Here is a 12,662-nt window from a genome sequence, read left to right on the forward strand (position 1 = left end):
AACGTATGCAAATACATGTAGTGCAGCCGGGCCAGACGCTGTATGGCATTGCGCAGGCCTACGGAACCAGCACGGATACGATAACTGAGGCGAATCAGCTCTCTGCGCCGGGAAGGCTGGTGGCGGGGCAGGCGCTGGTAATCCCGATTGCCGGGCAATATTATTGGGTGCAGCCTGGAGACAGCTTCTATAGCATCGCCAAGCGGTTCGGCCTGAAGGCAAGCGAGCTGGCGGAGGTGAACGGGCTGACGCTGAATCAGCCGCTGCAGGCCGGGCTCCGTCTGTACCTTCCCCCTGGACCCAGGCGGCAGGCGGAAGTGAACGCATATGTGGAGCCCCGGGGGGAGAGTGTCTCCCAGCCGCTGCAGAATGCTGCACGTGAGGCCGCTCCTGAGCTGACGTATCTCGCACCGTTCAGCTTCCGGATCAAACGGGACGGAACACTGGTGCCGCCGCCCCTGGACGGCCTCGCTTCCATTGCCGCAGAGCATCAGGTGACGCTGATGATGGTCGTGACGAATCTGGAGGATGCCCAGTTCAGCTCAGAGCTCGGGCGCATCATTCTGAACGATCAGGAGGTCCAGGACCGGCTGCTTGAGAACATCATCGCGGAAGCGAAGCGGCTGAACTTCCGGGATATCCACTTTGATCTGGAGTTTCTCCGGCCGGAAGACCGTGAGGCATACAATGCTTTTCTGCGGAAAGCGGCACAGGTCATTCACAAGGAGGGCTTTCTGCTGTCCACCGCCCTTGCCCCTAAGACCAGCGCGTCACAGGTTGGGGCCTGGTATACGGCGCATGACTACAAGGTTCACGGTGAGGTGGCCGACTTCGTCATTATTATGACGTATGAATGGGGCTACAGCGGGGGACCGGCAATGCCTGTATCGCCCATCGGGCCTGTACGTCAGGTACTGACCTATGCAGCAAGTGAGATGACCGCCGGTAAAATCATGATGGGCCAGAATCTGTACGGTTATGATTGGACGCTGCCTTTTGTAGCAGGGGGGCAATATGCCAAAGCGCTCAGTCCGCAGGCAGCCATTGATCTGGCCAGGAACAGGAATGCAGCCATTCAGTATGACTATAGAGCCCAGGCGCCGCACTTCAATTACACCGATGACGAGGGGCGGCAGCATACGGTATGGTTTGAGGATGCCCGCTCGATTCAGGCCAAGTTCGATCTGATCAAGGAGTTAGGGCTGCGGGGCATCAGCTACTGGAAGCTGGGACTGCCTTTTCCGCAGAATTGGCTGCTGCTTACGGATAACTTCAAGGTGGTCAAAAAATAGACCGGAGACGCTGCGGCCAGCGGCGGCGTAAGAAGCTCCGCAAAAAAACGGATGTGCCCATGCGAAATGGCGGCACATCCGTTTTTTTGAGCATATACGTGTTAGCCCATTAAGCCCTTGAGCCCGCCCAGAAAAGGCCGGATGGACTTGATCATGTTGTAGCCCATCTTCATCACCGGCATCGCCTTCTGCACCATTCCGAACATGCCCATGAACCGTCCGAGACCCCCGCCGATACCGGCCGCCCCGCCTCCTCCGCCCATCAGCGAGCCGAGTAAAGGCATGAAACTGGACACCTCTGCTCTGCGCGCAGATGAAGAGGATTTGCGTTTCGAAGGTGGCCCCTTACGCGTGCTGGGTCTGGACAGAATCACCGCCTCCTGGTTCAGGTCTGTAATCCACCCTACGTAGGAACGCCCATTATGCAAAGTGATGCAGACCGGCTGGCCTTTCAGCTGCTGTGCCCGCTTGCGGAGCTTTGTTGAATTTGCCATTCGTCATTCACCTCACTGTTCTATTTACTTTATTTTACTCAGAACCTGGGGGGCGGCTTGTGCGGGTATGGAGTTCTGCGGATTATTTTTGAACAACCCGGGGGTGTCTTTGGGAGCGGGATAGCGTACTATTAGTAGGTAGGTGGAATTATATTACAATAGTCATTCAATAATTAGGGGGAGAAGCGTGCTCTTATTCAACTATCTGAGTGAGACCGCTCAAGCTGGAGCTATAAGGTACGTCCATCTTTTTATTAGTGATGATAATACTGCGCTCATTGAATATGTTGCCCGCTATCGGGCCGAGAAGGTGAACACGCACTATCACTACTCGATCGCTACGGCATCAGCGCCTGACAGCCGCCGCCACATGCACCCTGGCTTGTCCGTGCTGCCCGTCACAGAGCCTGCCTCCAGGTGGACCGGCCAGATTCTCGATCTGCACAATCAGCAATTTCAAGGCGCAATTCTCACCCCGGAGGAGATTACTGCAGAGATAGAAGACAGCAGCAATAGTGAATATGACGTTTACGCTGTCCTTAACGAGGGCCTATTCACCGGATACATAATCGTTAGAAAAAATGCGCGGACCGGCACCCTTCATCTGGAGTACCTATGTATCCGGGCAGGAGAGAGAAGCCGGGGCATAGGCAGGCAACTGATTGCCTGTCTGGCAGAGAAATACAAAGCGCTGGGTTATTCGGGTATCAGTTTGGTTGTCAGCGAGGAGAATACAGCCGCCATCCGCTTCTACGACAAGAACGGATTCACCAGGGACCGGGTCATGAGGCATATCCTTATTCGGGGCGGGATGTTCTAAAAATATACAAATTGTGAAGATACAAATAGGATTAAAGGCACCACAACTCAAGTCATATCTACACTCTAGGCCTCTGCTAAAATCAGCAATGGAAGGAGGAGAACAACAATGTACGAATGGAATGAGATGGTTCAGCGCATGATTGACTGGGTGGAGGAGGATCTTGCGGCTTCGCCCACCCTATTGAAAATGTCTGAGCAGCTGGGGTATTCGCCGTATTACTGCACCAGGCAATTTCATGCGCTGACCGGGATGACGCTGCGGGATTATGTCTGGCAGCGCCGAATTGGCCGGGCGGCACTGGAGCTTAGGGACACGGAGGCGCGCATCCTGGATATTGCCGTGATGTTCGGCTTTTCCTCCCAGGAGGCGTTCACACGGGCCTTTCTCAGAGCCTTCAAGCTCACTCCCCATGCCTTCCGCAAGGCTCCACAGCCGATTCCGCTGGCCATTCGTGCCGAGGTGTTCTCTCCTTATCATTATCTGATGAGGGAGCGGGATAGAATGAGACAGGTGCATTTGCAGGAAGCGGAGATTAAGCTTGAGTGGATACCGGCGCATAAGTTTATCGGCATCCGCGATATTGGCTCTAACAACTACGGAGGATTCTGGGAGAATGGGCATGACTGCGATGAGGTCTCCGGAACTCTGGAGAGTATGTCGCACCATACACTTTCTGGCCAACTGGGCCAGACGGCAGGCTGGTTCTACCAGGACGGGTGCAAAGGCTATCTGTATGGTATCCTTGTCGCGGCTGACTACGACGGGGTGGTTCCGGAGGGCATGGAGTGCTGGGATATCCCGGAATCGGAGTATCTGGTCTTTTTTCATCCTCCCTTTGATTATTTGCAGGACAATGGGCAGGTGATGCGTATTGTTGAGGAAGTGGCCTGGAATTATGATCCTGCGGTTATGGGCTATATGTGGGACGAAGAGGAGAAACAGGATTATCAGCGGCATTTTCCGGAGGGTTACGGGTATGCGGTGCTGCGTCCGGTGCGTAAATTAGACTAACTCTGAACAGTAGCAGTCTGGCTTAAGCAAAAGCGTCCGGCGCTTTTGCTTAAGCTGCTGCCTGTTGCACAACAATTCTACGTCGGGCCAGACCCGGCACAAGAGTCGTTATACATCCATACTCTATTAGATTAGGCTCAGAACCGTTTGTGCAAGTGTATCTCCCCGATGTTCCAGCGAAGCGATCATCGCCAGCAGCTCTGCCTGCTCTTCACGCTGCCGGGTCGTCCAACTGGCTCTGGGGGCAGCGCCGGTTGTGCGGAGAACTGTCGGGTCGGACATCTCCTTATAGTATCTATCCAGCAGACCAGCCATCTCTTCGTAGATCTCAGTCATCTCCGCTAAGGCAGCATTTTGTTGCAGATCATGCAACAGCGGCAGGGATTCACGCAGGTAAGCGGCGCCACAGCGGCGGGCATCTGCCAGGGCCATCATGCAGAAGTGATTAACGGATAACCTGCGGCTGAAGGCTGCTTCGTCCGCTGCGGCATACCATGAATAATCCAGTAGCCCTTCTCTCCATAGCTCCAGTGCTTTGTATCCTACAGAATATGTGCTGTTGTTGGCTATGGTCTCAGCCTGCATAGATTCGAGCTTAACGCGGAGCGATGCATACAGATTCTCAAGCGCAGACGGGGCTTCTGACTGATCGCCAAGGCGGAGCAACCGGTAAGGCCATTGATCCACATAGAGATACCCTTGGCTTATCCTCATATGAGCCTGGAATTCAGGATCAGCTTCAAGCTCACTGAAGGTCTCATCGTCAAAATAACTGCGGCACAGCAGCACATCCCCCTCCGCCAGATATCCTGTAATGACTCCCCACTCCGGCGCTACCCTGAGGTTAATGGCAAGGGGCAGCCTGCCTTGGTGGATATCCTCCAGAATCGCCAGCTTCTCGGCTGTGCGCTGCTGCGGCTCTAACCGGTTGGCTTGGCGGGTGATTAGTCCATAAGCCTTGCAGGCGGGGATAGAGTAGTCATAGATGACAAGGGCATCTGCAGCGCTGTAATCCCATACCGGTTCAAAAGCCACTCGCCAGCAGGCTCCCGAATAGCCCATCACCTGCTCATAGGTGGTCTCTATGCCTCTGGCGGTAAGAGCGAGCGTCATGGCCCCTGCCCAGGAGCAATCCTGTCGCCGTCCGAAGCCCAGTCGCGGAATCCCTTCAATGATGCATTGATCCCGGGAGGAGCGGATCTGAGAGAGATGACTACGGTCCCGGCTGTAATGAATCTGTTCGCCTTCCGCGCAGCTTACGGCATGAATACCTTCGGCATTCAGGTAGACCAGCAGCAGGTAGTCTTGACCCCCGCAGTCGATCAGACTGGGAAACAGCTCATGTGTGGCGGTGAACTGAGTCCACCGGAAATGCTCGTAATGCTTCATTTTGGCCGCAACGCTGCGGTGTGCCTGTTCATTCCCATAATGTGCAGCAATAATCTGCAGCTCATTACTGCTTGAGACATACCCGTTCGAATGGATATTTATCGTAAGCAGCTGGTCCTTCAGCACAAAGGCCGAATACATGCCGTCAGGGGTCTCGTAGGTAACAAGCAGCAGCTTCAGGCGGCTGTCATTCCATGAGTGGGGAAAGAGGTGCTCCCCGGGGATTAAGCTTAAGCGGTATGAAGCTACGAACTGGTTCACAAGCTGGGTAACATCCAGCTCCTGCTGTCCATCCGTATAGATTGCAGAGAGCACTACAAGCTCCTGGGGCAGCAGAATGCTGTCAATCGAGTGATTCAATGCGGAGGATAACAGGGGGAGGGTGGCCGTCTCCGGCAAGGACTTGCCGGTCTCCCATTTGGATACCGCCTGGGCGCTGACATGGAGTAATTCCGCTAATTGTTCCTGGGATAAGCCTTTTGTTTTGCGGAGGGTAGCAATCCGTTTGCCAACTTTTTCGCTAACGATCATGTGCAGTACAACTCCTATAATGGATTCCGACGTCGTAAGTCTATTATAATATCAGCTCTAGAAATAACCCATATACTGGAGTAGGGCGCGCGGTATAACAAAATCAACCATTAGTTGAAGCAAACTGTGATGCGCCAATTAACCCTTCCCAAAGCGGATATTTTCCTCTTAAAAACAGATAAATAAAAAAAGACTTGTTCTTCTGAAGAATTCATGATATATTACTTCTTGCGTTGCATTGAATGTTTTCTTTGCGGTCATGGCGGAATTGGCAGACGCGCTGGCTTCAGGTGCCAGTGGTAGCAATATCGTGGAGGTTCGAGTCCTCTTGACCGCATAATGGTTTTAACCGTAATGCAAGCGAAGGCCCTTCTTAAATGAAGGGTCTTTTTTTGCTGAGAAAAGAATGTATTCGAACACAATGTGCTGCCGTGAAGGTGAACGTTACAAAGCCCCTTTTCCCCACATCCAAGTGGTAGAAAGGGGGCTTCTGCATGATCGCACATGGTTCATCGCTGCTGCGAGACCATGGCCACGCGCCAGACTATGCCTTCCAGATGTCGTCTATTTTCACCGGCTGGCCGGTCTTCATGGAGCGGTTAGCGGCAATGCCAGTCATAATCGACATCGCGCCGTCCTCGTGTGAAGCCGCGCGATTGAAGCGGTCCTCCTGCTTTTTGTCAAAAATATCGCTCAGCAGCACCGGATCACCGCCGCCGTGTCCACCGCTGCTGCTCTCGAACTCTACGCGGTAAGGCTCCTTGAAGTGCGGATAGATCATAATGCTGACGCCTTCCAGCGCGCCTTCGTTTTCTTTTTTGCCGCCGGAATTGACGTAGGATTGCTCGGTAATCCGGACTTCCATCCGTCCCTGTGTGCCGTTGAACACGATGATGAAGCCCTCCCACGGCATATATGCGTTAAGCGAATAGTTCATGACGGTCTTGTTCTTGTATTTGACCATGACATTCATGGTATCCTCGATGCTGATATTGTCCCCGAATACACTCTGGTCGCGCTGGTACCCGTCCTCGTGTTCAGCATCCAGGTACATGCTCTTCAGATGTTCGTTACGGTCCAAATGTAGCGCGAACGGGTCGTTCTCGGCAGCCTTGCTGCCGTAGGCACGCTGGTAGAACTCGGTGATGCCCCGTTTCTCGGCATTCTCTCTGCCGTAGAAGCGCAGGTCGCCCATGGCGAAAACGGTGTCCGGCTGTGACCCCAGCCAGAAGTTCATCAGGTCAAAGTGATGTGTCGATTTGTGCACCAAGAGGCCGCCGCTGTTCCGCTTGTCGCGGTGCCATCTGCGGAAATAGTCCGCTCCATGCTGGGTATTCAGCAGCCATTCGAAGTTCACGGACAGAATTTCGCCCAGCACACCGTCCATAATGACCTCACGGATCTTCGTGTTATGCGGCGCGTAGCGGTAGTTGAAGGTTACCCGCAGATTCTTGCCGGTGCACTCGATCGCATCGAAGATCTCCCGGCATTTCTCCTCATCAATTGTCATCGGCTTCTCGGAAATGACATCACAGCCCAGTTCCATCGCGCGGATGATATACTTGTGATGCGTCCGGTCAATCGTAGTCACCAGCACGAAGTCGGGCCGGGTCTCGGTGATCATCCGGTCGAAATCCTCGGCCTTGTACGTAGGCACCTCGTGGTAATCGTATTTGCCTGTAAGCATATGATTGGCGAAATTCATCCGTGTCTGATTGACATCACAGAAGGCCACCAGCTCGGAGGTTTCGTTGTAAGCGGTAACAAGAGCGCCGTAGAAAAATTCAGCCCGGCCGCCGGTGCCGACAAGTGCATATTTCTTTTTGGACAAGGGGATCACTCCATTTACTTGGATTTGATTCTATTTTATAGTATAGAAAATGCAGAAAGTGAACGGTTTTTAGTCTCTTTTACTCCAAAGTGTGCATATCTTATCCTGGCAGGGGGCTTGGTGCAGGGTGGAACCTATTTTCCAGATTGAGCAGCTGAAGCGCATCGGGCATTTCAATATGGATACTGACCATTTCCATGATTTCTACGAAATATATTATCTGCTGTCCGGCCAGCGGCACTACTATATCCGCAACCGCATGTACGCGCTGGAGGCCGGAGACCTCGTGTTTATTAATAAAAATCACCTGCACCGCACAACCGGCGGAAGCCGTCTTCCGCATGAGCGGGTCCTGATCAGCTTCGATGATGCCTATCTGGAGCCTGTGGCTCCCGGCCCGGGCTGGATGAATGTGTTCGAAGGGGAGAGCTTCCTGCTGCGGCCCACGGCGCACGAACAGGGGGGAATCGCCGATCTGCTCCAGGCCATGCTGGAAGAACAGAAGGACGGTCAGCTCTGGAGCACCGAATATACGAGACTGCTGCTGCAGCAACTGCTGATTACGCTGGAGCGGATACGGAGGGCGAAGCCGGCCCTGGTCTCACCGGAGCAGAGCGAGGGACAGCGCCGGGTGTACAGTATCATCGAATATCTGGACAACCATTACAGCGAGCGTCTGAGCCTTGGGGGAATTGCCGAGCGGTTCTTCATAAGCGCAACGTATCTGTGCCGGATTTTCAAGCAAACGACCGGCTTCACGATCATCGAGTATCTGAATTATGTGCGCATCCGTGAGGCGAAGGTGCTGCTTACACAGACGGATAGGCCGATAACCCGGGTGGCGGCGGAGGCGGGATTTGAGAGCATTGCGCATTTCGGTCGGAAATTCAAGGCCATTACGGGGCGTTCCCCTCTCCAGTACCGCAAGCAGCACAGGGGGTGACGACTACGGCTCGCATCCGATGTTTCATTCGACAATAGCTGTGGGGGATGCTACATATCTTTCTATCTTTTGACACAGAGTCTGTCTTATAATAAATGAAGGTTGAAATACAGATATTGGAGTGTGTTATGAAAATCCAACCAGGGAGTCTCTGGCTTGCTGCTGCTATGCTTGCGGTAACCGTAACCGGCTGTTCTTCGGGCAGTGCAGGCGCTGGCAGAGAGCTCACGGAGAAGCTGAAGGCAGAGATTAGTGAGCTGAAGAAGGAGAATAAGTTTTTAAAGGAAGAGAATGAAGCGCTGAAGAAGGATCTTGTTGTAAGGCCTGTGACAGCGAAAGAGGAAGGCGGCACGGCTGAACTTCTAAGTACCGGGGACAGCCCGGCAGCCGCTGATTCCGGCGATGAATACAAGCGGATCGTAAAGGGCACGCCACTCAGGATTGATGATACGGGTGAATATACTATTACCAAGACATCATTCAGCAAAATAGTTTATCCGTCGAATCCGGGTTCATACTACACCTACTATGAAGCCAAGGAACCGGGGACAACCTATCTGGCGATCACCTTGAAGGTGAAAAATCTGGCAGGCCAAGCCATCAATGCGGGTGGAGTAGCGGATGTGGAAGTGACATATGACAACAAATATGTGTACAGCACCTTCGCGACGATGGAGAAGAACGGTGGTGAAGAATTCACCTATACCAATATCTCGACGATTGGACCGCTGAAGTATGGTACGCTGGTGTTCCTGGCCGAGGTTCCTGATGAAGTGAAGTCGAGCGGCAAGCCGCTATATGCGGATTTCGAGATTGAGGGCGAAACCTACCGTTATACCATAAAGAAATAAGAGAAGAGCCTGTGCGGCCGCAGAGTGAACTGTGGTTGGCACAGGCTTTTTTATCAGAAGAAGGAAATTATAAGACGGGTGCAGGGGCGGCCGCTTCTCCGAAAAAGGCCGGCAGATACTCCCTATTCGCCTCCAGCATCTCATCCAGCATGGCGATGGCTACTTCCACAGAAGGGACGAGCGGGTGGTGGGCTAACGCCTGGATCGCCAGGCTGCGGTCTCCGGTGACAGCGGCGTCGATGGCTAGCTGCTCATAGGTTTTCACGGCGTGGATCAGTCCTGTGGCCATCGGCGGAATCTTGGTCAGCGGGAGCGGGAGGGGGCCAGTCTTAGTCACGACACAGTTGACTTCGATGCTGGCATCATCCGGCAGGAAGTCCAGAATGCCCCGGTTCGCCACATTCAACGTCTGAATGTCATTGGTCCCGTTGTAGAGCGAGCGCATCAGGTTCACGGCTGCTTCCGAATAAAAGGCTCCGCCGCGCTGCTCCAGCTGCTTCGGCTTCTCATCCAGCGCAAGGTCGCTGTAGATGGCGAACAGTTCCTCTTCCACACGCTTGACGACTTCGGCGCGGTTCCCGCCTTGCGCGGCGGCTTCCTGCTGCTCTGCGAGCATCGCATCGGTCATGTAGAAGTACTTCAGATAATACGAAGGCAAGGCGTGCAGCGACTGCAGGAACTCGGGGTTCCATTCGCGTGCCGGAACATTCTTTGCACTGTAGCCAGCGGTATCCTTCAGCATCTCCTGCAGCTTGTCTTCACCCTCCACATCAATGCGGGTAATCCAGTGCAGGTGGTTCAGGCCGACGAACTCGGCATAGATCCGGTCCGGGGCAGTGTCATACTTGGCTGATACCTGCTTAATCAGGCCAATCGGGGCATTGCACAGGCCGATACTCTTCACCTTGGAGTACCGCAGCACGGCTTCGGTGACCATGCCTGCCGGGTTGGTGAAGTTGAGCAGCCAGGCGTCCGGCGCCAGCTCCTCGATATCCCGGCAGATGCCGAGAATGACCGGGATGGTGCGCAGTGCCTTCAGCATGCCGCCGGGACCGGTCGTCTCCTGGCCGATCACGCCATATTTCAGCGGAATCGCCTCGTCGCGGGCGCGGGCATCCAGCATACCGACGCGAATCTGCGTGCTGACGAAGTCCGCCCCGGCAATCGCTTCGCGGCGGTCGGTAGTGAGGTGGACCTTGATCGGGAGGCCGGACTTCTCCACCATGCGCTTCGCCAGAGCGCCTACGATATTCAGCTTGTGCAGGCCTGCTTCAATATCTACAAGCCATAGCTCCCTGACCGGGAGCTCCTTATAATGCAGAATGAAGCCTTCTACCAGTTCGGGGGTATAGGAGGAGCCCCCGCCAATTACGGCAATCTTAAGACCTTGGTTCGCTGTCAAGATGAATCACTCCTGTCTGGTGATGATCGTTGGAATAAGCTCAAATTCCTTGTAAGCACGCATCGTCTCATACATTTCCTGGCTGACGGTGATCCCGTCACTCTCCAGCGCCGACCAGAGAGCGCCGACTACAGGCTCGGTGGACAGTGTGACCACTGCCCCCCTTGGTGCCGCTTCGCGCACTGCCTGCTCAATCGGGCCGCGAATCCAGCCGCGGTCGCCCCGGGTCAGCAGGCTTCCGGCCAGCACCACATCGAACTCATCATTCTCCATGCCGAGCCGATGAATGACAGCCGCCGCCGATTTGCCCAGCTCTACGCCCTGGCGGTTCAAGATCGCCAGCGCGGCGGCATCGCCCTCCGCCGCTGCCGGGAACAGCAGGCGGGCCGCATCCAGCGGCACCTGCTTCCCGTGATCCAGGAAGTCGTCGTACATGTCTTCCACATGCTCATAGCCAAGCAGCCTGAGGAGCGGCTGCGTCAGCAGCGTAGGAGCCTCGCGGCCGTCCCAGGCCCGGATGACCGTGCGGAACACCTCGATATTCAGCGCGCCGCCGCCGCCGAAATCTCCGTACATATAATCGAAGCCGCCGCACTGGAAATGTCGGCCCTGCGGACTCAGGCCTGCCGCATTGGTACCGGTGCCGCAGATCAGGGCTACGCCGTAGGGGCGGTCTGTCCCCGCCCGCAGGCCGATCATCGTATCGCCGCTGATCGTGTACTGCGCGAAGCCGATCCGGCGGATCAGCGGATGCAGAATGTTATAATCGGTCTGGCGGTCCGCCCCGGCCAGCCCGAGGTAGGCCTGGCGGAGCTGGTCCAGCCGGAGCCCGGCTTCGGCCAGCGCGCTGAAGGCTGCTTCGCGGATGCTATTCTCTGCCTGCGTTACGCTGGTCTGGTGATTGCCGTTGCCGCTCCGGCCTTTGCCGAGGATGCGGCCTTGTTCATCGCATATGAGGGCGTAGGTTTTGCTGCCTCCCCCGTCGATCCCCAAGTAGTAAGCCAATGTTTGTCACTCCTAGAGTTTTGTCTTCGTGGATTCCCGTACAATAAGCTCCGGATCAATCCGGATACTGGAGCCGCGCTTCATCTCCCCGCTGATCCTGCGCAGCAGCATGTCGGCGGCTGCGACTCCGATCTTGTCCGCCGGCTGGCGCATGGTGGTCAGATGCGGGTGGAGCTGGGAGGCGATATAGTGGTCGTCGTAACCGACTACAGCAACCTCCTCCGGCACCTGTACGCCCGCCTCCATCAGGGCATTGATCACCCCGAGGGCGATATTGTCATCTCCGGCGAATACGGCCCCAGGCAGCTTGCCCTCCGCGAGCCAGCGCTGCGCCGTGTCGTAGCCCATAGCGATCTCGAATTCGCCGGGCACGATTTCGAACGGGGCGAGGCCCTGCTCCTGCAGCGCTTGCAGGAAGCCCGCGTGACGCTCCCGCGTACTGCGGAACATCTCCTGCCCGCAGAGATGGGCGATGGAGGTATGCCCCAGCTCCAGCAGGTGGCGGGCTGCGGCATACCCGCCTTTGAAGTTGTCGATGGTAATGGAATAGCTGTCATTCTCCGGCAGCTGGTTGTCGATCAGCACATAGGGAATGCCCCGCCGCTTCAGCTCGACAATATAATTATCCTCTTTGATCGGGGAGAGCAGGATGAGCCCGTCTACCCGGTCTTCCTGGATCAGATAGTGGCTCTCGCCGGAGCCAATGCCATCCGACACAGAGATGGCCAGATAATATCCATGCAGGGCCAGTGTTTCATTCAGCTCCTTGACCACTGCATCGAAAAAGGAGTCCTGCAGGGTCGTTACGATCAGGCCGATAATGCCGGTCTTGCCGCTGGCCAGACTGCGGGCTGCTGCATTGGGGCGGTAATCGAGCTCCTTGATCGCGTCGAGCACCTTCTGGCGGTTGTTCTCCCGCACAGACGTTGCTCCGTTTAATACCCGCGATACGGTAACCACGGACAGCCCTGATTTTTTGGCTACATCAAAAATACTTACTTTCATCTCAAGCGCTCCTTGCGGCGGATTTGCCGGTGCTTATAGTCTATCTCCAGTATACAGGCCGCACCGGGGTTCCGCTAAACATATC

11 protein-coding genes and 1 tRNA gene are annotated in these 12,662 nt (G+C 55.2%); 6 read left to right on the top strand and 6 right to left on the bottom strand.

Going from position 1 to position 12,662, the window contains the following annotated elements; all coding sequences use genetic code 11:
- Positions 1–5 precede the first annotated feature (5 nt).
- Positions 6–1,292, top strand: a complete 1,287-nt coding sequence (locus tag NSS83_RS20955; protein WP_341346392.1) for a glycoside hydrolase family 18 protein — start codon at positions 6–8, stop codon at positions 1,290–1,292.
- Between the two features lie 101 nt (positions 1,293–1,393).
- Here the strand turns inward: NSS83_RS20955 and NSS83_RS20960 are convergent, their stop codons facing one another.
- A complete protein-coding gene (locus tag NSS83_RS20960; protein WP_341183038.1) occupies positions 1,394–1,786 on the bottom strand; it encodes a hypothetical protein in 393 nt (130 codons plus the stop codon).
- Between the two features lie 187 nt (positions 1,787–1,973).
- Between NSS83_RS20960 and NSS83_RS20965 the strand changes: the two genes are divergently transcribed.
- Together NSS83_RS20965 and NSS83_RS20970 are read left to right on the top strand one after the other, a co-directional pair.
- Complete coding sequence (locus tag NSS83_RS20965) at positions 1,974–2,606, top strand: GNAT family N-acetyltransferase (protein ID WP_341346393.1); 633 nt, start codon at positions 1,974–1,976, stop codon at positions 2,604–2,606.
- A gap of 108 nt (positions 2,607–2,714) precedes the next feature.
- Positions 2,715–3,620: an AraC family transcriptional regulator gene (locus NSS83_RS20970; protein ID WP_341346394.1), complete on the top strand. Its 906-nt coding sequence runs from the start codon at positions 2,715–2,717 to the stop codon at positions 3,618–3,620.
- Between the two features lie 126 nt (positions 3,621–3,746).
- Here the strand turns inward: NSS83_RS20970 and NSS83_RS20975 are convergent, their stop codons facing one another.
- Positions 3,747–5,540, bottom strand: coding sequence for a helix-turn-helix transcriptional regulator (locus NSS83_RS20975; protein ID WP_341346395.1), 1,794 nt, complete (start codon positions 5,538–5,540; stop codon positions 3,747–3,749).
- Positions 5,541–5,793: 253 nt separating this feature from the next.
- Between NSS83_RS20975 and NSS83_RS20980 the strand changes: the two genes are divergently transcribed.
- A tRNA-Leu gene (locus NSS83_RS20980) sits at positions 5,794–5,877 on the top strand.
- Between the two features lie 207 nt (positions 5,878–6,084).
- Here the strand turns inward: NSS83_RS20980 and NSS83_RS20985 are convergent.
- On the bottom strand, positions 6,085–7,371 hold the full coding sequence (locus tag NSS83_RS20985) for a Gfo/Idh/MocA family oxidoreductase (protein ID WP_341346396.1): 1,287 nt from the start codon (positions 7,369–7,371) through the stop codon (positions 6,085–6,087).
- Positions 7,372–7,498: 127 nt separating this feature from the next.
- Here NSS83_RS20985 and NSS83_RS20990 point away from each other — a divergent pair, with 127 nt between their 5' ends.
- Together NSS83_RS20990 and NSS83_RS20995 are read left to right on the top strand one after the other, a co-directional pair.
- Complete coding sequence (locus NSS83_RS20990) at positions 7,499–8,314, top strand: AraC family transcriptional regulator (protein WP_341346397.1); 816 nt, start codon at positions 7,499–7,501, stop codon at positions 8,312–8,314.
- Between the two features lie 128 nt (positions 8,315–8,442).
- On the top strand, positions 8,443–9,165 hold the full coding sequence (locus NSS83_RS20995) for a bZIP transcription factor (protein ID WP_341183032.1): 723 nt from the start codon (positions 8,443–8,445) through the stop codon (positions 9,163–9,165).
- 67 nt (positions 9,166–9,232) lie between these two features.
- Here NSS83_RS20995 and NSS83_RS21000 read toward each other — a convergent pair whose 3' ends face one another.
- The 3 genes from NSS83_RS21000 to NSS83_RS21010 are packed head-to-tail and all read right to left on the bottom strand — an operon-like array spanning position 9,233 to position 12,577.
- On the bottom strand, positions 9,233–10,567 hold the full coding sequence (locus tag NSS83_RS21000) for a 6-phospho-beta-glucosidase (protein WP_076155730.1): 1,335 nt from the start codon (positions 10,565–10,567) through the stop codon (positions 9,233–9,235).
- Positions 10,568–10,573: 6 nt separating this feature from the next.
- Positions 10,574–11,572, bottom strand: a complete 999-nt coding sequence (locus NSS83_RS21005) for a BadF/BadG/BcrA/BcrD ATPase family protein (protein WP_341346398.1) — start codon at positions 11,570–11,572, stop codon at positions 10,574–10,576.
- Between the two features lie 12 nt (positions 11,573–11,584).
- A complete protein-coding gene (locus tag NSS83_RS21010; protein ID WP_341346399.1) occupies positions 11,585–12,577 on the bottom strand; it encodes a LacI family DNA-binding transcriptional regulator in 993 nt (330 codons plus the stop codon).
- Positions 12,578–12,662 lie beyond the last annotated feature (85 nt).

It is taken from the genome of Paenibacillus sp. FSL H3-0469 (assembly GCF_038051945.1).
GTDB lineage: Bacteria > Bacillota > Bacilli > Paenibacillales > Paenibacillaceae > Paenibacillus_AQ.